Raw genomic sequence first — 19005 nt, forward strand, 5'->3', positions numbered from 1 at the left:
CAGGAGGAATCCCCATGCAGACCCGCGCCGGCCTTTCGGTCGATGATCGCCTCGCCGCCTTTGTCGAGGAGGAGGCGCTTGCCGGCACCGGCATCTCGGCTAACGCCTTCTGGCAGGGGGCGGCGGCGATATTCGATCTTTTCACGCCGGAGAACAAGGCGCTGCTTGCCCGGCGCGAGGAGCTGCAGGCGGCGATCGACGCGCGCTATATGGCCGGAGAACCGGTCGACGAGGCGTTCCTGACGCAGATCGGCTATCTCGTGCCAGAGCCGGCGCCGTTCACCATCGGCACCGAGAACGTCGATCCCGAAATCGCCACCATGGCCGGGCCGCAGCTGGTGGTGCCGAGCCTCAACGCGCGCTTCGTGCTGAACGCCGCCAATGCGCGCTGGGGCAGCCTTTACGACGCATTCTACGGCACCGATGCGCTGCCGGGGAAGGCGAAGCCGGGCGGCTATGATGCCGATCGCGGCGCGCAGGTGATCGCGCGGGCGCGGGCGTTCCTCGATGAAACGCTGCCGGGCTGGGAAGCGGCGCTGACGGGCGGTGACTGCCCGCATCGCTTCGCGCGCTTCGATAAGGGCGTGATGTTCGTCCATAACGGGCTGCACATCGAGATCGTGGTCGATCGCGAGTCCCCGATCGGCAAGACCGATCCGTTCGGCATCGCCGACGTGATCCTCGAATCGGCGCTGACGACGATCGTTGACCTCGAGGATTCGGTCGCCGCGGTCGACGCGGAGGACAAGGTCGCGGCGTACCGCAACTGGCTGGGCCTGATGCGCGGCGATCTTGTCGAGACGTTCGAGAAGAACGGCGCGACGCTGACCCGCAAGCTGGCCGGCGATCGGACCTATCAATCGCCGAGCGGCTCCAGCTTCACGCTGCCGGGCCGTTCGCTGCTGTTCGTGCGCAACGTCGGCCATCTGATGACGACGCCCGCGCTGCGCCTCGAAGATGGCAGCGACGCGCCGGAGGGGATCCTCGACGCGATCGTCACCTCGCTGATCGGGCTGCATGATCTGAAGCGGCTCGGCACGCTGCAGAACAGCCGCACCGGATCGATCTATATCGTGAAGCCCAAGATGCATGGGCCGGACGAAGCGGCGTTCACCAACCGGCTGTTCGATGCGGTGGAGGATCTGCTCGGCCTCGACCGCCACACGATCAAGGTCGGCGTGATGGACGAGGAGCGCCGCACCTCGGCCAATCTTGCCGCCTGCATCCATGCGGTGCGCGACCGGATCGCCTTCATCAATACCGGCTTCCTCGATCGCACCGGCGACGAGATCCACACCGCGATGCGCGGCGGCGCGGTGATCCGCAAGGCGGAGATGAAGGGCGCGGAGTGGATCAAGGCCTATGAGGATCGCAACGTGCGCATCGGCCTTGCCTGTGGCCTCAGTGGCAAGGCGCAGATCGGCAAGGGCATGTGGGCCGCGCCCGACATGATGGCCGACATGCTGGAGCAGAAGATCGCGCACCCCAAGAGCGGCGCGAATACGGCCTGGGTGCCGTCGCCCACCGCCGCGACGCTTCACGCGCTTCACTATCATCAGGTGGACGTGTTCGCGCGGCAGAAGGAGATTGCGGGGGAGGAACCGCCGCCGCTCGCAAAGCTGCTGACGGTGCCGTTCGCGGCGGCTGGGCGGAACTGGACGCCGGAGGAGGTCCGCGAGGAACTCGACAATAATTGCCAGGGCATCCTTGGCTATGTCGTGCGCTGGATCGACCAGGGCGTCGGCTGTTCCAAGGTGCCGGACATCCATGACGTGGGGCTGATGGAGGATCGCGCGACCTTGCGCATTTCCTCGCAGCATCTCGCCAACTGGCTGCTTCACGGCGTGTGCACCGAGGCGGAGGTGGACGCGGCGCTCGACCGTATGGCGGAGAAGGTCGACGCGCAGAATGCCGGCGACCCGCTGTACCGCCCGCTCGACTGGGACGGTCATGCCTTCCGCGCTGCCCGCGCGCTGATCTTTGAAGGGGTGGAGCAGCCGTCGGGGTACACCGAGCCGCTGCTCCATCGTTTCCGCCAGGCAGCCAAGGCCGCCTGATCCGCGCCCTGTCCCCCGCGCCCGGCCATGTCCCGGCGCGGGGGAGGCGAGCATGGCGATCGCGACGGTGGCATTATCGTGACACCGCGGCTAAAGGGCCGCGCATCCACCACTGCCGAGAGCATCGCTGAACCTCATGCGAGTCGCCGTCGCTTCCGATCACGCCGCCGTGTCGCTGAAGGCGACGCTTGTCGCTTGGCTGCGCGAGGCCGGGCATGATGTGCTGGACCTCGGGCCCGACACCGACGCGCGGGTCGATTATCCCGATTACGGATACAAATTGGCCGAAGCGGTCGCCGCGGGTAAGGCCGAGCGCGGGATCGCGCTGTGCGGTTCGGGCATCGGCATTTCGATCGCGGTGAACCGCAATCCCGCGCTGCGCTGTGCGCTCGTGTCCGATCCGCTCGCCGCCGCTTTGTCGCGCGAGCATAATGACGCCAATGCCATCGCGCTTGGTGCCCGCCTGATCGGCGAGGACATGGCCAAGGCCTGCGTCACCGCCTTCCTCGACACCGCCTTTGCCGGCGGCCGCCACGCCCCCCGCGTCGACAAGCTCGGCGCGCCTGATTTCCAGAAGGAGCCAGCATGAGCACCAACCCAACCACGCTGAACGAGGTTCAGACGCCTTATGCTGTCGAGGGCGGCTTCTTCACCCGCGGTCTCGCCGATGCTGATCCCGCGGTGTTCGCCGGTGTCGAGCATGAGCTGGACCGTGAGCAGACTCAGATCGAGCTGATCGCGTCCGAGAACATCGTCTCTAAGGCGGTGCTGGAGGCGCAGGGCTCGGTCTTCACCAACAAGTACGCCGAGGGCTATCCCGGCAAGCGTTACTATCAGGGCTGCCACCCGTCCGATGAGGTGGAGCAGCTCGCGATCGATCGCGCGAAGCAGCTGTTCAACTGCGGCTTTGCGAATGTGCAGCCGCACTCGGGCGCGCAGGCGAATGGCGCGGTGATGCTGGCGCTGGTGAAGCCGGGCGACACGATCATGGGCCTCAGCCTCGATTCGGGCGGGCACCTGACGCACGGCGCGCGCGCGGCGATGAGCGGCAAGTGGTTCAACGCCGTGCAATATGGCGTCACGCCGGACACGCACCTGATCGATTATGACGCGGTCGAGCGTCAGGCGATCGAGACACAGCCCAAGCTGATCATCACCGGCGGTTCGGCCTATCCCCGTCACATCGATTTCGCCCGCTTCCGCGCGATCGCTGACAAGGTCGGCGCGTTCTTCATGGTCGACATGGCGCATTTCGCGGGCCTCGTCGCTGGCGGCGTCCACCCAACCCCGTTCGGTCATGCCCATGTCGTCACCACCACGACGCACAAGACGCTGCGCGGCCCCCGTGGCGGCATGATCCTGACCGATGACGAAGCGATCGCGAAGAAGATCAACTCGGCGGTGTTCCCGGGGCTCCAGGGTGGCCCGCTGATGCATGTCATCGCCGCCAAGGCAGTGGCGTTCGGCGAGGCGCTGCAGCCGGAGTTCAAGAGCTATGCCGCCGCGGTGGTGGAGAATGCCAAGGTGCTGGCGGCAACGCTGAAGGAGCGCGGCGCGGCGATCGTGTCCGGCGGCACCGACACGCATCTGGCGCTGGTCGATCTCACCCCGCTCGGCGTCACCGGCAAGGATGCGGACGAGGCGCTGGAGCGTGCCGGCATCACCTGCAACAAGAACGGCATCCCCAACGATCCGCTGCCGCCGGTGAAGACCAGCGGCATCCGCGTCGGCACCCCGGCGGGCACGACCCGCGGTTTCGGCACGGCCGAGTTCCGCGAGATCGGCAACATGGTCGCCGACGTGCTCGACGGTCTGGCCAAGAAGGGCGAGAAGGGCGATGCCGAGGTCGAGGCGGCCGTGCGGGAACGAGTTCGCGCGCTGTGCGCTCGTTTCCCCATCTACAAGTGAGGTGAACGTGTCCAAGATCGAGGAAGTCCAGACCACCGTCCAGAACACGCCGGGGCTCGGCAAGAAGATGGCCAAGTACGGCGCGATCGGCGCGGTCATCGCCATTCCGGTGCCGTTCGTCGGCCCGGTGCTGGGCGCGCTTGTCGGTGCCGGCGTCGCTTATGCCCGGCGGGACAAGATCTGATCCTGTCATCCTGCGTCCCTGTCGCGGCTGCGGCGGGGGCGTCCAACCAGAAGAGTTGAACGATGCGCTGCCCCTTCTGCGGCCATGATGCGAGCCAGGTGAAGGACAGCCGCCCGACCGACGATGGCGCCGCGATCCGCCGCCGTCGTCAGTGCGAGGGCTGCGCCGCACGCTTCACCACCTTTGAACGGATCCAGCTGCGTGAGCTGACCGTGATGAAGTCGGAGGATCGGCGCGAGCCGTTCGATCGCGAGAAGCTGCTGCGATCGATCGGGATCGCGGCGCGCAAGCGGCCGCTCGACGGCCTCGCCATCGAGCGGCTGGTCAGCGGCATCCAGCGCCAGCTGGAAACCAGCGGCGAGGCCGAGGTCACGTCCAAGCGGATCGGCGAAATGGTGATGGAGGCGCTGAAGGGCCTCGATTCGGTCGCCTATATCCGCTTCGCCAGCGTCTATCGCGATTTCAGCGAGGCGCGCGATTTCGAGGAGTTCGCCGGCACCGTGGAGGAAGCGGCGCGCGGCTGAGGCGCCCGAGCGCCGCTGCGATACTTGTCGAACGCGACCCTTGGCGGATAGGCGCAGCACCATGGCTTCTTCCCAACCCCCCGTCATCGTTCTCGTCCGTCCGCAACTGGGCGAGAATATCGGCAAGGCGGCGCGCGCGATGCTCAATTTCGGGCTGACCGAAATGCGCTTGGTGTCGCCGCGCGACGGCTGGCCCAATCCCGCCGCGGGCCCCGCCGCCTCGGGCGCGGACATCGTGCTGGCACAGGCCAGGGTGTTCGACAGCGTGGCGGAGGCGGTGGCCGACTGCCCCAACGTCTATGCGACGACGGTGCGAAAGCGCGGGATCACCAAGCCGGTGGTAACGCCCGAACAGGCGGCGACCGACATGCGCGGCGCGGCGGGGCGCAGCGCGATCCTGTTCGGGCCGGAACGATCGGGGCTGGAAACCGACGACGTCGCGCTCGCCCGCACGATCCTGACGGTGCCGATCAATCCCGAATTCGGCAGCCTCAACCTCGCCCAGGCGGTGATCCTGGTCGCCTATGAATGGTCAAAGGGCGAGGCGCTCGCGTCACCGCCGGAAGTGACGCTCGATCCGCCCGCCCCGCAGGAGGAGCTGGAGGGGCTGATCGGCCAGCTAGATACGATGCTGGAACAGGCGAATTTCTTCTTTCCGCCCGATCGCACGCCTGCGACACGCCGCACGCTGCGGACGTTGCTGACCAAGCCGGCATGGACCAGCCAGGAAGTGCGCACCATGCGCGGCGTGCTGTCGGCGCTGGCGGGGGCGAAGGCGAAGCGCAGCAGCTGAGCTTCCGCGCCCTTCGTTCAGGTCAAAGGCGAACGAACAGCGTCAGTGAAGCGACGTGCGCCATGTCGACGCGGCGCCCGGACGCGTCGCGGGTCTGGTTGAGATATCCCGCCTCCAGCGTCGACGTGCCCGGCAGCGGGATTTCCAGCCCCACAAAGGTGCGCACCTGATCGAACCCGGTGACGCCGCCCCAATCGGCTGACTTCAGGCCGACAAAGCCCTCGACCGATCCCAGCGCCGCGACTCGTCTGGTGCCCGGCGCGAGCGGATATTCGAACCGCATCATCTGCCGCGCGCGCAGCGACATGCCGTCACCGTCGGAGCGCCAGCGCTGTTCCAGCCGGGTGCGCGATTGCACCTCCAGCTGGCCGATCTTGCCGACATTCCACGTCACTTGCTGGAACAACCGGTCCTCGCTGCGGTCGGGCCTGTTTTCCAGCGGCTCGATGACATGGGCATAGCCCTGATACACCGTCACCGCCGGCGAGATCTGATAGCCGATCGCCGGGCGCAGCAGCACCTGCGACAGCCGCGATACACCGTCCGTCACGCGCGGCTGCACTTCGGCGAAATATACCAGCGGTCCGGAAATGCGGCCCATCACCGTGGCATTGACCCACAGCGCCTCGTCGTGATTGGTCTGTGCCGCGACCGGCGCGGCGGCGATGGTGGTCAACAGGGCAAGGGCGGGGGTCGGGACAAGGATACGCGACATGGCGCGGTCTCTAGCCTCGCCCTCCGCAACTTGTCATGGTTCAACGCGCAACAGCAATAAAACGTCAGGAGAGAGTGGATGCCCGAATTTCGCATGATCGATACGGGCCGCGTACGGCTGCGTGTCGCGGTGGAAGGCGCGGGTCCATTGGTCCTGATGGTGCATGGCTTTCCCGAAAGCTGGTATTCGTGGCGGCATCAGCTGGGCCCCGTCGCGGCGGCCGGCTTCACCGCGGCGGCGATCGACGTGCGCGGCTATGGCCAGTCCGACCGGCCGGGGCTGGTCGAGGATTATGCCATGGAGCATCTGGTTTCCGACATAGCGGCCGTGGCCGACGCCTTTCAGCCTGACCCCGCCATCCTCGTCGGGCACGACTGGGGCGCGCCGCAGGTGTGGAATTCGGCACTGACCCGGCCGGAGCGTTTTCGCGCGGTGGCCGCGCTGTCGGTGCCTTATGCCGGCGTGCCGGCGCGGCCGTTCACCGAGGTGTTCCGGCAGGCCTTCACCAACAAGGGGCGCTTTTTCTATCAGGAATGGTTCCAGGAAGTGGGCCCGGCCGAGGAGGAGGCGCAGCGCGATGTGCGCGATTTCCTGCGCAAATTCTATTACGGCATTTCCGGCGACGCGCCCGATGGCACCTGGCCCAACAAGCCGGCCGGCTCGACGCTGCTCGATGGCATGGTCGATCCCGATCCTTTCCCGGCGTGGCTGACGCCGGCGGACCTCGATTATTATGTCGGTGAGTTCGTCCGCTCGGGTTTCTTCGGGCCGATCAGCCGTTACCGCAACCACGAGCGCGATTTCGCCTGGCTGCAGCCGTACAAGGATCGCCGGATCGAGCAGCCCGCGCTGTTCATCGGCGGCACCCGCGACCCCGCGACCACCTTGTTCGGGGCGGTGCCCGATCCGATCGCGCTGATGCGCCCGCATGTGCCGGGCGTCGAGGGCCATTTGCTCGAGGGCTGCGGCCATTGGACGCAGCAGGAGCGCCCCGATGTGGTCAATCGCCTGCTGGTGGAGTGGCTCGGCCGCCTCGGGTGACGCGGCGGATGGGGGGCGCGGGCGCGGCGGATCGGGGCGGGCGCGGTGCTGCGCGCGCTTGACCGGTCGATCACGCGCCGCCTGGGGCGCACGCTGTCTGCGCAGGGCTATGCCCAACTGGTCACGCTGGCGGTTCAGCTGGCGCTGGTCCCGGTGCTGCTTCGCGCCTGGGGAACGTCGCTGTACGGCGCGTGGCTGGTGCTGTCGGCCGTGCCCTTCTACCTCAGCTTCAGCGACTTCGGCCTGACGTTCGTCGCCAAGAACGCGATGGTCATGGCCGTCGCGGGCGGGCGGCGGGATGAGGCGCTGCGCATCTTCCACACGGTCTTTGCGCTGCTGTGTGCTTTGTTGCCGCCGCTGCTGATGGGGAGCGCTGCGCTGATCCTGTTGTTCGACCCTGACATGCTGCCAGGGCTGGCGGGGGTGGCGCCCGGCACCGCGCGAGCGGCGCTGCTGCTGCTGGCGCTGAGCATGGCCGCCTACCAGCTGTTCCTGCTGGTCTGCGCCGGGATCAGGGCCGAGAATCGTCCGGCGAGCGAAGTAACCTGGGCGGCAACGGCACGGCTGGGGGAGGGCGCGGCGATTGCCGGCGCCGCACTGGCCGGTGGCGGGCTGGTGGCGGCGGCAGCCGCCATGGTCGCGATCAGGCTGCTGTTCCTCTTCGCCGCCTATCGCTGGCTGCGCGGCACCGCGGGCTGGCTGGCGCTGGGCTGGCGGGCGGCCGATCGCGCCACGGCGTCCGCGCTCTGGCGACCCGCGCTGGCGTATATGGCGATGCCGGTCGGCCACGCCCTGCTGCTGCAAGGGCCCGTGCTCGTGGCCGGCAGCCTGCTGGGTGCCGGCGCGACGGTGGCCTTTGCCACGACCCGCACGGTCGTGCGGCTCGGGACGGCCGCGATCAACATGATCAACAACAGCGTGGTCAGCGAATATGCCGCGCTTCACGGCAAGGGCGCGCGGGCGGCGGCATCCGTGCTGTTCCGCTGGCATGTTGGCGCAACGCTCGTCGCGACCTTTTGCTATGCCGCCGCCATCATCCTGCTCGCCCCCGCGGCGGTCGCGCTGCTGACGCATGATGCCGTCCGCGTCGCCGCGCCGTTCCTCCTGTGGCTGGTGCTGGCGGTGGTCGCCGAGATGATCTGGTCGGCGCTGTTCAGCCCCAGCGCGGCGATCAACCGCCACGCGCGGCTGGCGATCGGCTTCGCGGCACTCGCGCTGGCGGGCGTGGGTGCCGCCTGGCTGCTCGCGCCGCGCTACGGGCTGAGCGGGGTCGCCGGGGCGCTGGCGGCCGCGCATCTCGCAATGGTCGCGCTTTGCCTGTTCACGGGTCGGCGGCGGCATGGGTAACCCGCCGGGCCAAGGCCGCGCGCTGTTTGTCGGCATTGCCGCGCATGGCCATGGCGGGATCCAGGCGTTCAACCGTCGCGTCGCCGCGGCATTGGCCAGCCTTGCGGTGCCTGCCGACGTGGTGATGCGGGCGGACGAGGGCGACTGGCGCTTCGCCCGCAGGGCGCTTCGCCTGCTCCCCGCCTCCGACCTGCTGCTGATCGGCCATGTCAATCTGCTGCCGCTGGCTGCGCTTCACCGGCTGGTCCGCCCGCGCGGCCGGCGCATCCTGTTCGCGCACGGGATCGAGGTGTGGGGCGACCCCACCTATCGCGCGGTGCGTCGCTGGGAACCGGCGCTGTTGTCCCGCACGATCAGCCAGGTGGCGGTGGTGAGCGGCTATTCGCGCGATCGCATGGCCGCGGCGTTCGGGTTGCCCCATGCACGTTTCACGATCTTCCCCAACGCCGTGGATCTGCCACCGGATGCCCCGCCAGCAACGGGCAAGCGCGAGCGGCTGGTGCTGGCGGTCAGCCGACTGGGTGCGGCGGAGGGGGCGAAGAACCTCGATGCGCTGATCCGCGCCTTGCCGCTCATCCCCGACGCCCGGTTGATGATCGTGGGGGAGGGGCCGCTGCGCGATTCTCTGCGGCGGCTGGCCGAGATGCTGGGCGTCGCCGGGCGTGTCGACCTGCACGGTGCGCTCGATCCTGCCGCGCTGGCCCATGCCTTTGCCGTCGCCAGCGTCTTTGCTCTTCCCTCGTCAAAGGAGGGATTCGGCATCGTCTATCTGGAGGCGTGGGCCGCTGGCTTGCCGGTTGTCGGATCGTGCCACGGCGCGGCGGGGGAGGTGATCCGCGATGGCATCGATGGTTTCACGATCGATCCGGCGGACATAGCGGCGCTTGCCGAGCGGCTGCATCGCCTGCTCGACGATCCCGGGCTCGCCCAGGCAATGGCCGCCGCCGGGCGCGCCCGCGTCGCGCAGCATTATTCCGCGCCCGCGTTTGTCGCCAATCTCCGCGCGCTGATCGGCGCATAGTCCCGCCCATCGCCCGCCGCCGCCGCCCGTCGCGGCCGCCGTGCGACCAGCAGCAGCGCCCCGCCGACGATCAGGATGAAGGGAAAGCTGCGGCAGAAGAAGGCCAGCATGGTGCTCGCCTCGCGCTCTGCGAGGAAGGCAGTGGCAGCGAGCAGGAACACCGCCCAGACGTTGCCGGAGAGGCGCCCGCCCACGAGGTCGAGCAGGGTGAAGCTGATCGCGGCGATGGCGCCCGGCAGCAGCAGCACGCCGGCCAGCCCGAACGCCGCCAGGCTGCTGGCGATCAGCCCGACGACCGGCCGCGCGATCGACCCCTTGGCGCGGAAGCCGTAATGCCAGGCGATCCGGTCTGGCGCGGTCACCAGCGATTTCCTGATCAGAAAGCCGGGCAGCAGCGCTTCCGCGGGATCGCGCCACAGGTCAGCGCTGCCCATCGTGCCGTGTTCCGCCAGCCCGCGCGCGACCTGGTCGATCGGCTGGATCATGGTGAAACGCTCGCTGTTCCAGGTCAGCGGGTGGACGTAGCTATCGATCCAGGCAAAGCGATAGCCGGTGGCGACCCGCGCCTGTGCTGCACTGAGCCGCGATGCGCTGAAACCATTCGCGCGTAGCACGTCCCACGTCGCCGCGATCCGCGCCGTGCCACGCACGTCCGGATCGGTGCGCACGATCTGAATCGCGGGAAGGAGCAGGGCGAATATACAGGCGGCGGCGACACTGCCCGGCCCCACCCAACGCCAGCGGACACGCCCGTTCAGCGCCACGAAGGCAAGCGCGACGACGAACAGGAAATCGAACAAGGTCCGCTTGGTGTTGTCGGCCAGCGTCAGCGCAAGGATCGTCGCCGCCATCGCCGCGAGGACCAGCCCGTGGCGTCGCTGGTCAGGGCGCCGGATGACGAGCGCCGCCTGCATTGCCGCGCCCAGCATCAGCAGCGGGTAGAAGGTGCCAAAGCCGCCAAATCCCCCAGCGGTGAAGCCGCCCGACACGGCGATCGCGCGAAACTGTGTCTGGAGGAGCAGGAACATCGCACCCAGCGCGAAGATCGGTACCGCGAACCGGCGCAGATTGGGTTCGTGCCCGGTCACGCGGCGCAGCGCGCGGGCGAAGCGGAGCGGCCGGCGCACCCCCTGGCTCAGCCCGTAGCCGATGGTGATCGAGCCGAAGCCGGCCAGAAGATAGGCGGCGGACAGATCCGGCACATGCAGGTTGGATTGCACCGGCTGCCCCGCCAGCGTCTTCACCACCAGGGCGCCGCTGCCGAAATAGACGGTCATGATCGCGTACATGCCGTCGGACACCCGCCATCCGCCGCGCGTCAGCGGCAATAGCGCCGCGGCCGCGATCAGCAGCAGGATCGCCAGCAGCCAGACGTCGGCGCGCAGGGCGAGCTGCACGCCGCCAAGCCCAGCGAGCGCCAGCAGATATAGCCAGCCGAGCCCCCTCACGACCGTGCCCTCTCCTCCCTGTCTGTGCCCAGCCTAGGCAGCGCGCGGTCGCCCGTCGAGAGCATGATGAGCAAGCGCGGAACATGGTTAACCTGAATGATTGCGCGCGCTTCGCGCAGCCCCTAGCGTTCGTGTCGGGGAGCAGGGGGAACAGGGGCGATGACTCAGTCGCACGACGCGCGTGGCGCGCCGATGTGGGAGGGGGGCGCCAGCTTTCCGCTCCGCAACCGGCTGTATCGTGCCGGCTGGATCGTCGCTTGGCTGCTCTTGGTCAGATGGACCCCGCCGCCGCTGCGCGCATGGCGCCGGCTGGTGCTGCGGGCATTCGGCGCGCAGGTCGCACCGACCGCCAATGTCTATGGCAGCGCGCGCATCTGGTCGCCGGCCAATCTGGCGATCGGCGATCATGCGACGATCGGGCCGGGCGCGCACATCTATTCGATGGGAAAGGTGACGATCGGGCGGTTCGCCATCGTCTCGCAACGCGCGCATCTGTGCGCCGGCACGCACGATAGCGAAGATCCCGCCTTCACGCTGCACACACGGCCGATCGTCGTGGGGGCGCGCGCCTGGGTGGCGGCCGAGGCGTTCGTCGGCCCCGGCGTTACCGTCGGCGAGGGTGCGGTGCTCGGCGCGCGGGGCTGTGCCTTCGTCGATCTGGCGCCCTGGACCGTTTATCGCGGCAATCCTGCGGCCGCGATCCGAGCGCGCACGATCCGCTTCGTGGAGGCTGCATGACCCGCGTGCTGCGGATCATCACGAGCGCCGACCCGCGCGCCGGCGGCCCCATCGAGGGCGCGCGCCGGCTGGGCGAAGTGTGGGCGCGGCAGGGACATCGGCAGGACCTGCTGACGCTCGATCCGCCGGACGAATTTCACTTGCCGGATTACCCAGGCGCAATCGTGCCGCTCGGCCCGCCGCGCGGCCGCAATCCGCGGCAGCTGTATCGCTATTCGCCCGCGATGGTCCCCTGGCTGCAGCGCCATGCGCGGGACTATGACGCGGTGATCGTCTCGGGCCTGTGGCGCTATGGCGCGCGCGGCGCGGCGCAGGCGCTGGCCGGCGGGCCCGTGCCCTATTTTGTCTTTCCGCATGGCATGCTCGACCCATGGTTTCGCCGGACGATGCCGCTCAAGCATGTCGGCAAACAGCTGAGCTGGTGGTGGGCGGAAGGTCCGCTGCTGGCCGGCGCGCGTGCTGTGCTGTTCACCACGGAGGAGGAACGACGGCGGGCGGAGGGCGGGTTCCGGCCGTGGCGCATGAATGCGGTGATCACGCCTTATGGCACGGCGGACCTGGCGGGGGATCCGGCCACGCAGATCCAAGCGTTTCGCCAGCAGATCCCAGCGCTGGGCCAGCGCCCCTTTCTGCTGTTTCTTGGCCGCATCCACCGCAAGAAGGGGTGCGACCTGCTGGTGGAGGCGTTCGCCACGATCGCGCGGCATGACCCCGGCATCGACCTGGTGATCGCCGGCCCCGACGAGGCGGCGCTGGTCGCCGGGCTTCGCGACCGCGTTGCCCGGCTGGGAATCCGCGACCGCGTCCATTTCCCGGGCATGCTCTCGGGCGCCGCAAAGGCGGGCGCCCTGCGCGCAGCGGCGGCGTTCGTGCTGCCGTCACATCAGGAGAATTTCGGGATCGCCGTGGCGGAGGCGCTGGCCGCCGGCACGCCAGTGCTGGTGAGCGATCAGGTCGCGATCTGGCGCGAGATCCTGGCCGATGGCGCCGGGATGGTGGCCCCGGCCACTGCCGCCGATACGGCGACGATGCTGTCCCGATTTTGCGCGCTTCCTGTCCGCCAGCGAAGCGTGATGGGGCGGCGCGCGCGCCACTGCTTCGCCACCCGCTTTCGTATCGAGGCGGCGGCCGATCACCTCCTGCAGCTGATCGATCAGCACCGCGCCTGACGCACGCCTGTCCTACATCCGCCTGCCCGCTGTAGAACATAGCACGAACAGCAGGAGGCGTGCGATGGTCGCGGAAGTGGAAGTACCAGCGGGGTTCGTCCCGCAATATGCGGTGGCGTTCGGTGCCGTCGATGGGCCCGCGGTGGCGGTGCAGGCGGACAATCCGTTGCCGGTGCGCGCGGTGCCCCGCCCGGCGCAGTCTGCGCCGCTCGCCGGCACGATCGTGAGCAGCGCCATCGTGGGGCCATTCGTGCCGGAGCTGGATCGGCCCATCTGGCTGAGCCTGTCCGGCCAATGGCATGGGCAGGTCGACTTCCTCCGCTCGGCCGATGGCGGGGCAACCATGCTGCCGCTGACGATCGCCGGTGAGCGCTGGGGGCGGTTTGTCGGCAGCACCAACGAGGCGGTGGCGGACGAGAGCGAGGCGGGCGCGACCTATTATCTTGCCGTCACGCTGCTGGGTGGCGCGCTGACCTATCGGGTGGCGCAATGAGCGGCCCGGACCTGATCGCGCGCGGCCTGGCGGTGCAGGCGCGGGCGACTCAGCGCGCCGCCGCGCGGCATGCGCGATTGCTTCGTGCGGCGGACAGCGCGCAGGGGCGCAATCCTGCAACCGCGCCGCCCTGGCTCGCGCCGCCAGCCTATGCGCCGGGCAGCGCCTATGCGCCGGGGCAGGTCGTCGCGCATGCGGGCGCCTGGTACATGTGCGGGATCGGCGGGGTGGCCCCCGCGACTGGCCCCGGGCCGACCGGGCGGCACCATGGGCAATATCTCCCCGACGGAACGGGCGGCCTCTACTGGACCTGCCTTGGCGGGGCGCGGCATCCCGATGCGGCCGATGGCGCCCCGGTGGTCACGCTGCTGACCAGCAATCCCGCGCTCGGCGCCAACTGGCTGCCCGCGCTCGTCCCCGGCGCCTACGCTGTGCGCGGCGCGCGCCCGGTGCCGCTGCGCACCAGTTTCTGGTCGCTGGAAACGCTGGAAGCGAAGCCGGATATGATGACGTGCGCGGGGGCCTCGGTCGCCTTTGACAGCGATGCCGATCGACTGGCGCTCTTCCTTCCCGCCAATTCGGCGCAACTGCGCGTGCTGGTGGAGGAGCGGTATCTCCATCCCGGCAGCATCGTGATCGGAGGCCAGGATCAGTGGCTGATGATCGACTGGACGATGAGCAGCGGCCGCCGGATGCGCCGGTATGAGCTCGAAACCGGCAAGAGCGCGGCGCAGTTCGGCTGCGCACAGACCGGCAGCTCGGCGATGGTCACTGCGGCGCCGGCATCGGACCCGCGCCTGGTGGTGATCGGCGACAGCTATAATGCCGGCTCGTCCTACGGCCCGTGGCTGGCCGGCGGGTCGATCGCGCAGCTGCTGGGCAAGCGGCTCGGCTGGCGTGACACCTGGAACCTGTCGGTCGGCGGGACTGGTTATTGCAACACGGGTGCGGGCCTGCGCACCTTTGTCGATCGCGTCCCGCAGGCGCTGGCGCTTCGGCCGGATGCGGTGCTGGTGATGGGATCGACCAATGACGTTGGCTATTCACCCGCGACGGTGGAGGCGGCGGCAGTGGCCATGCTGCGCGCATTGCGTGGCGGCACGCCCGCGCCGATCGTTGTCGCGGGCGTGCCGTCGATCAATCTGCCTGGCGCGCGTGCGACGGAGCAGGCACTCGCCGCCGCCGTCGCCGCTATGGCCGACCCGCTGACGTTCTTCGTCCCGGTCACCACCGCCACGCCGCCCTGGGTGCTCGGCGGCTGGAACAATGCCCTCGGGGTGCCACCCGGCACCGCCAATGCCGCGCTCTACATCGCCGGGGATGACGTCCATCCGCCGGAAATCGGCTATGATTATTATGCGCAGCGGATCGAACAGGCGATCCGCGCGCAGGTGCTACCGGCCCTGGCCGCCGGATAGCCGGCCGACGCGTGCGCCGGCCGCTCCCGGTCAGCGCACGCGCATGCCGCGATAGGTCTTGCCGTCCACGGCGAGGAAGTAATTGCCCATCACGCCCTTGCGGATGCGGATCGCCTCGCCCTGCTTGGGCGGGAAGGGCATCGGATCGGTGGTCACCCACACGGCTCCCGATTCATCGCCCAGCCGGATCTCGACGCGATTGTTCGCCAGCGATCGCGTGCTCGCCACGGTGGTATTCACCTCAGCGAAGTCCTCCTTCTGATCCTTTTCATCGGGCTCACCGAACAGGTCGATGCGCGGCAGCGTGAACCCGAACAGCGAGCGGCGTGCCTTTCGCACGTCGGTCCGGTCGACGATCCGCACGTCTTTCGCCTTCACCGCCTGCTCCAGCGCCGCTGCGGCGGAATCGAAACAGGCGAGCCGCTGCGCAGGGTCGGCCTGCGTCCGGCATTGCGCGAAGGATTGTAGCACGCGCTCCCCCGCAGCATCCTGCCCGGCCGCGCTTGCAGTTCCTGCAATCATCATGGCGCCTGCGCCCGCCACCACAATGCCCCACCGTGCCATTTTGCATCTCCCAAACCCTGGTTGGGGATAGAGTGTGTCGCGAAAACGGACAAGGCAGACACTAAACTGTTGCCTTCCTGTTACACATGCGCCGCAATGTTGCAGTTGCGCAGAGCAAACATTGCGGCACGATGAATAGCGTTCTAGCCCCCTGACCTATGTGGGTCGATCTTGGTCGATTGCACATTGGGAATGCCGCAAAACCGGGTTGGACCGGGGCAACAAAAAGGGAAAAATGCATGCGCACAAATCTTCGTTCGCGCCTGTTGACGACGACGCTGTTCGTCGGCGCCGTGATGGCGTCGGGCACCGCGTTCGCGCAGGACGCCGATCCCGCCAATCAGCCGAAGACTGGTATCCAGAGCAACGATCCTGCTGCGCCTGCCGCCGGCATTTCGAGCCAGGACGCTGCTCCCCCGGCTTCTGAAAACACCACCGGCGACATCGTCGTCACCGGCACCCTGATCCGCAACCCCAACCTTGTGGCATCCAGCCCGATTACCGTCGTCGGCCAGGAAGAGCTGAGCCTGCGTCAGACCAACACCGCCGAGCAGGTCCTGCGCGACCTTCCGGGCAACGTTGCGTCGATCGGTTCGGCCGTGAACAACGGCAACGGCGGTTCGTCCTACGCCGACCTTCGTGGTCTCGGCTCGTTCCGTAACGTCGTCCTGCTCGACGGCAGCCGCATCGCCCCCTCGGGCCTCGTCGGCCGCGTCGACCTCAACAACATCCCGCTCGCCCTCGTCGAGCGCGTTGACTCGCTGATCGGCGGCGCCGCCACCACCTACGGCGCCGACGCCGTGTCGGGCGTCATCAACTTCATCACCCGCTCCGACTTCTCGGGCATCGAGGCGAACGTCTCGAACCAGATCACCGAGCGTGGCGATGGCGCCTACTTCCGTGCCGACCTGACCATCGGTGCCAACATGGACGACGGCCGCGGCAACGTGGTTCTGTCGGTTGGCTACCAGCAGGCCGACCCCGTCTATCAGGGCGATCGCGACTTCTCGATCCTCGCGCTGAACTCCTTCACGCCGAACAATCTGGCCCTCGCCGGCTCGGGCACCGCGGTCCCCTCGTCGATCTCCGGCACGCGCCCGATCGACCCGGCAACCGGTCTGCCCAGCACGGATCCGGCTGTCGCCAACGGCGGCCTGCGCCAGATCGATCCGACCACGGGCCGCGCAGTGACGGCGTACGCGCCGTACAACTTCAGCCCGTTCAACATCTTCCAGACGCCGTTTGAGCGCTACAACATCTACGGTGCTGGCCGCTACGAACTGGCGGACAACATCGAAGTGTACAGCCGCGGCCTGTTCTCGAAGAACACCGTTGAGACGATCATCGCACCGTCGGGCGCGTTCGGCGTGCCTGTCGCTGTGCCGCTGTCCAACCCGTACCTGCCGACCGCGCTGCGCAACCAGCTTTGCGCCTTCAACGCTGCGCCGGTCGTCAATGGTGTCGTGACCGGCTACGTCCCGCGCTTCACGGCCGCCGAGTGCGCCGCTGCCGCGGTTGCGACCGACCCGAACGATCCGAACTTCCGCACCGCGAACATCAACGTGTCGCGTCGTACCCCGGAAGTCGGTCCGCGTGTCGGCCGCTACACCACGACGATCTTCGACTATAAGGCGGGCATCCGTCTCGGCATCACCGACTCGATCAACCTCGACGTGTCGGGCGCCTATGGTGAGTCGGAGCTCGACAACACCTCGCAGAACTACACGCTGAACTCGCGCTTCGCGGCTGCGGCCTATGCGACCAGCACGACGGCCTGCCTTGCCTCGGGTCCGGGGCGTCCGGCGACCGCGGCATCGATCGGCGCAGGCTCGGGCTGCGTTCCGGTCAATCTCTTCGGTCCGGAAGGCTCGATCACGCCGGATCAGACGCGTTACCTGACGGCGGAAAGCACCACCACGATCCGCACTACGTTGACGCAGGCGCGCGCGCTTCTGTCGGGCGATCTCGGCTTCTCCAGCCCCTGGGCGGCTGAGCCGATCGGCTTCGCGGCAGGCGCGGAATATCGTGAGTACCAGGCCTCGCAGCGCGCCGATTCGCTCGCCCAGGCGAACGACCTCGGCGGTGCCGGCGGCGCCTCGCCGAACATCGACGGCGGTTACAAGGTGTATGAGGGCTACGGCGAAATCATCGCGCCGCTCGTCGCCGACGTCCCGGGCTTCCGCAGCCTGACCCTCGAAGCTGGCATCCGTTACTCCAGCTACGAGATCAAGACGCCGACCGCGCCGAAGTTCGACACCACGACCTGGAAGGCCGGCGGTAGCTGGGAGCCGTTCGACGGCCTCAAGATCCGCGGTAACTACCAGCGCGCGGTTCGTGCGCCGAACATCAGCGAGCTGTTCTCGCCGCTGAACACCGTGCTGACCAACCTGGGCACCGATCCGTGCGCAGGCTCGGCACCGGTGACCAACGCCGCGCTGCGCGCCGTCTGCCTTGCGCAGGGTGCACCCGCCGGCACGATCGGTTCGATCCAGGATCCGACCTCGGGTCAGGCCAATATCACCACCGGTGGTAACCTGAACCTGCGTCCGGAAACGTCGAACTCGTACACCATCGGCGCCGTGATCCAGCCGAACCAGATCCCTGGTTTCTCGGTCTCGTTCGACTATTACAACATCAAGGTTGACGGCGCGATCACCACGCCGACCGTGGGCGACCTCATCAGCGCCTGCTTCGACAGCCTGAGCCCGACCAACCCGGCCTGCACCAGCATCCGCCGTAACTCGGTCACCGGCGGCCTCGACGGTCTCCCGGCGCTCGCACCGGGTCTGTTCGGCGTGCTGTCGAACCTGGGTGTCCTGAAGACCGACGGCATCGACCTCAACGTCAACTACCGTCGTGACCTGGGCTTTGCGAAGCTGAACCTCAGCTTCCAGGGCAACTGGACCAACCGGTCGCAGTTCCAGGCGACGCCGACCTCGATCAATCGTGAGTGCGTCGGCTTCTACTCGGTCAACTGCTCGTACACCGGTTCGCTGCAGCCGGAGTTCTCGTGGAACACCCGCGCGACCTTCGGCTTCGAGAACGTCGACTTCTCGGTGTTGTGGCGTCACATCGACGGCTTCCGTCAGGAGCCGCTGGACGCGCAGGAGCGTGCCTTCTGGACGGGTCCGGTCCCGAGCCTGGGTGGCGGTACTTACGACTTCACGCGCATCAAGTCGGCGGACTATATCGATCTCGCCACCCGCGTGGGCGTGACCGACAACTTCGACTTCACGCTGACCGTCACCAACCTGTTCGACAAGGACCCGCCGATCGTCGGATCGAGCGCCGGTTCCACGTCGTTCAACAGCGGCAACACCTATCCGTCGACCTTCGACGCGCTGGGCCGCCGCTATGCGATCGGTGCACGTCTGAAGTTCTGATCCCCGCGATCAGACCGAAACAAGGGAAGGGGCGGGCCGAAAGGCCGGCCCCTTTTCTTTTGTCAGCGCGACGCGGGCGGCAGCGCCAAGAATGAGGGCCATCGATCAAGCTCAGCCCATAATCGCCGGTGAGGGTCCCCTGGGAAAAGATTACGTAAAAGAAGTGCTTGCGCTCAATTGACAGTCTTCGTGAAACCGGTTC

17 protein-coding genes are annotated in these 19005 nt (G+C 68.0%); 14 read left to right on the forward strand and 3 right to left on the reverse strand.

Translation table 11 applies throughout. From position 1 onward, the window contains the following. The first annotated feature begins 14 nt into the window (after positions 1-14). The 6 genes from XM50_RS05160 to XM50_RS05185 all read left to right on the forward strand — a co-directional run bounded on the left by XM50_RS05160 (position 15) and on the right by XM50_RS05185 (position 5466). The gene (locus tag XM50_RS05160) at positions 15-2057 is read left to right on the forward strand and encodes a malate synthase G (protein WP_046407938.1); all 2043 of its coding nucleotides are present in this window, start codon (positions 15-17) and stop codon (positions 2055-2057) included. A 136-nt stretch (positions 2058-2193) separates the two neighbouring features. Continuing rightward, on the forward strand, positions 2194-2646 hold the full coding sequence (gene rpiB / locus XM50_RS05165) for a ribose 5-phosphate isomerase B (RefSeq protein ID WP_046407939.1): 453 nt from the start codon (positions 2194-2196) through the stop codon (positions 2644-2646). Further along, positions 2643-3965, forward strand: a complete 1323-nt coding sequence (gene glyA / locus XM50_RS05170; protein ID WP_046407940.1) for a serine hydroxymethyltransferase — start codon at positions 2643-2645, stop codon at positions 3963-3965. Before rpiB ends, glyA begins: the two co-directional genes overlap by 4 nt. A 7-nt stretch (positions 3966-3972) precedes the next feature. Next, entirely contained in the window at positions 3973-4149 is a 177-nt protein-coding gene (locus tag XM50_RS20415) for a hypothetical protein (protein ID WP_164518900.1), read from the forward strand. Between the two features lie 62 nt (positions 4150-4211). Further along, on the forward strand, positions 4212-4673 hold the full coding sequence (gene nrdR, locus XM50_RS05180) for a transcriptional regulator NrdR (protein WP_046407942.1): 462 nt from the start codon (positions 4212-4214) through the stop codon (positions 4671-4673). Positions 4674-4734: 61 nt separating this feature from the next. After that, complete coding sequence (locus tag XM50_RS05185; RefSeq protein ID WP_046407943.1) at positions 4735-5466, forward strand: RNA methyltransferase; 732 nt, start codon at positions 4735-4737, stop codon at positions 5464-5466. A gap of 22 nt (positions 5467-5488) precedes the next feature. Here XM50_RS05185 and XM50_RS05190 read toward each other — a convergent pair whose 3' ends face one another. After that, the gene (locus XM50_RS05190; protein ID WP_046407944.1) at positions 5489-6181 is read right to left on the reverse strand and encodes a DUF2490 domain-containing protein; all 693 of its coding nucleotides are present in this window, start codon (positions 6179-6181) and stop codon (positions 5489-5491) included. A gap of 78 nt (positions 6182-6259) precedes the next feature. On the opposite strand from XM50_RS05190, the gene XM50_RS05195 reads away from it, so the two are divergent. Genes XM50_RS05195 through XM50_RS19140 form a run of 3 tightly spaced genes read left to right on the forward strand, consistent with a single transcriptional unit; the run spans position 6260 to position 9590 of the window. After that, positions 6260-7222, forward strand: coding sequence for an alpha/beta fold hydrolase (locus XM50_RS05195; protein ID WP_046407945.1), 963 nt, complete (start codon positions 6260-6262; stop codon positions 7220-7222). Positions 7223-7267: 45 nt separating this feature from the next. Next, entirely contained in the window at positions 7268-8569 is a 1302-nt protein-coding gene (locus tag XM50_RS05200; RefSeq protein ID WP_052742440.1) for a hypothetical protein, read from the forward strand. Then, a complete protein-coding gene (locus XM50_RS19140) occupies positions 8562-9590 on the forward strand; it encodes a glycosyltransferase family 4 protein (protein ID WP_052742441.1) in 1029 nt (342 codons plus the stop codon). Before XM50_RS05200 ends, XM50_RS19140 begins: the two co-directional genes overlap by 8 nt. On the opposite strand, the gene XM50_RS05210 is transcribed toward XM50_RS19140, so the two are convergent. Next, positions 9539-11038 carry a hypothetical protein gene (locus tag XM50_RS05210; RefSeq protein WP_046407946.1) on the reverse strand — a complete coding sequence of 500 codons (1500 nt, stop codon included), beginning with the start codon at positions 11036-11038 and terminating at the stop codon, positions 9539-9541. The two genes, XM50_RS19140 and XM50_RS05210, sit on opposite strands and share 52 nt — an antisense overlap. A gap of 159 nt (positions 11039-11197) precedes the next feature. Here XM50_RS05210 and XM50_RS05215 point away from each other — a divergent pair, with 159 nt between their 5' ends. From XM50_RS05215 to XM50_RS05230, 4 genes are all read left to right on the forward strand, one after another. Next, on the forward strand, positions 11198-11776 hold the full coding sequence (locus tag XM50_RS05215) for an acetyltransferase (protein WP_046407947.1): 579 nt from the start codon (positions 11198-11200) through the stop codon (positions 11774-11776). Further along, the gene (locus XM50_RS05220; protein ID WP_046407948.1) at positions 11773-12945 is read left to right on the forward strand and encodes a glycosyltransferase; all 1173 of its coding nucleotides are present in this window, start codon (positions 11773-11775) and stop codon (positions 12943-12945) included. Before XM50_RS05215 ends, XM50_RS05220 begins: the two co-directional genes overlap by 4 nt. A gap of 64 nt (positions 12946-13009) precedes the next feature. After that, on the forward strand, positions 13010-13438 hold the full coding sequence (locus tag XM50_RS05225) for a hypothetical protein (RefSeq protein ID WP_046407949.1): 429 nt from the start codon (positions 13010-13012) through the stop codon (positions 13436-13438). After that, positions 13435-14856 (forward strand): SGNH/GDSL hydrolase family protein, encoded by a 1422-nt coding sequence (locus tag XM50_RS05230; RefSeq protein WP_046407951.1) that lies wholly within the window; start codon positions 13435-13437, stop codon positions 14854-14856. Before XM50_RS05225 ends, XM50_RS05230 begins: the two co-directional genes overlap by 4 nt. A 30-nt stretch (positions 14857-14886) precedes the next feature. Here the strand turns inward: XM50_RS05230 and XM50_RS05235 are convergent, their stop codons facing one another. After that, positions 14887-15420 (reverse strand): hypothetical protein, encoded by a 534-nt coding sequence (locus XM50_RS05235; protein ID WP_052742442.1) that lies wholly within the window; start codon positions 15418-15420, stop codon positions 14887-14889. 239 nt (positions 15421-15659) lie between these two features. Here XM50_RS05235 and XM50_RS05240 point away from each other — a divergent pair, with 239 nt between their 5' ends. Continuing rightward, positions 15660-18803: a TonB-dependent receptor domain-containing protein gene (locus XM50_RS05240; protein ID WP_052742443.1), complete on the forward strand. Its 3144-nt coding sequence runs from the start codon at positions 15660-15662 to the stop codon at positions 18801-18803. The last annotated feature ends 202 nt before the right edge of the window (positions 18804-19005 follow it).

Source organism: Sphingomonas sp. Ag1, assembly GCF_000980895.1.
Taxonomy (GTDB): Bacteria; Pseudomonadota; Alphaproteobacteria; order Sphingomonadales; family Sphingomonadaceae; genus Sphingomonas; species Sphingomonas panaciterrae.

What these genes read in the sequence shown, in the direction of transcription:
- XM50_RS05160 (WP_046407938.1), top strand. Translation starts at nt 15, where the DNA reads ATGCAGACCCGCGCCGGCCTTTCGGTCGATGATCGCCTCGCCGCCTTT.
- rpiB (WP_046407939.1), top strand. Translation starts at nt 2,194, where the DNA reads ATGCGAGTCGCCGTCGCTTCCGATCACGCCGCCGTGTCGCTGAAGGCG.
- glyA (WP_046407940.1), top strand. Translation starts at nt 2,643, where the DNA reads ATGAGCACCAACCCAACCACGCTGAACGAGGTTCAGACGCCTTATGCT.
- nrdR (WP_046407942.1), top strand. Translation starts at nt 4,212, where the DNA reads ATGCGCTGCCCCTTCTGCGGCCATGATGCGAGCCAGGTGAAGGACAGC.
- XM50_RS05185 (WP_046407943.1), top strand. Translation starts at nt 4,735, where the DNA reads ATGGCTTCTTCCCAACCCCCCGTCATCGTTCTCGTCCGTCCGCAACTG.
- XM50_RS05190 (WP_046407944.1), bottom strand. Translation starts at nt 6,181, where the DNA reads ATGTCGCGTATCCTTGTCCCGACCCCCGCCCTTGCCCTGTTGACCACC.
- XM50_RS05195 (WP_046407945.1), top strand. Translation starts at nt 6,260, where the DNA reads ATGCCCGAATTTCGCATGATCGATACGGGCCGCGTACGGCTGCGTGTC.
- XM50_RS19140 (WP_052742441.1), top strand. Translation starts at nt 8,562, where the DNA reads ATGGGTAACCCGCCGGGCCAAGGCCGCGCGCTGTTTGTCGGCATTGCC.
- XM50_RS05215 (WP_046407947.1), top strand. Translation starts at nt 11,198, where the DNA reads ATGACTCAGTCGCACGACGCGCGTGGCGCGCCGATGTGGGAGGGGGGC.
- XM50_RS05220 (WP_046407948.1), top strand. Translation starts at nt 11,773, where the DNA reads ATGACCCGCGTGCTGCGGATCATCACGAGCGCCGACCCGCGCGCCGGC.
- XM50_RS05225 (WP_046407949.1), top strand. Translation starts at nt 13,010, where the DNA reads ATGGTCGCGGAAGTGGAAGTACCAGCGGGGTTCGTCCCGCAATATGCG.
- XM50_RS05230 (WP_046407951.1), top strand. Translation starts at nt 13,435, where the DNA reads ATGAGCGGCCCGGACCTGATCGCGCGCGGCCTGGCGGTGCAGGCGCGG.
- XM50_RS05235 (WP_052742442.1), bottom strand. Translation starts at nt 15,420, where the DNA reads ATGGCACGGTGGGGCATTGTGGTGGCGGGCGCAGGCGCCATGATGATT.
- XM50_RS05240 (WP_052742443.1), top strand. Translation starts at nt 15,660, where the DNA reads ATGCGCACAAATCTTCGTTCGCGCCTGTTGACGACGACGCTGTTCGTC.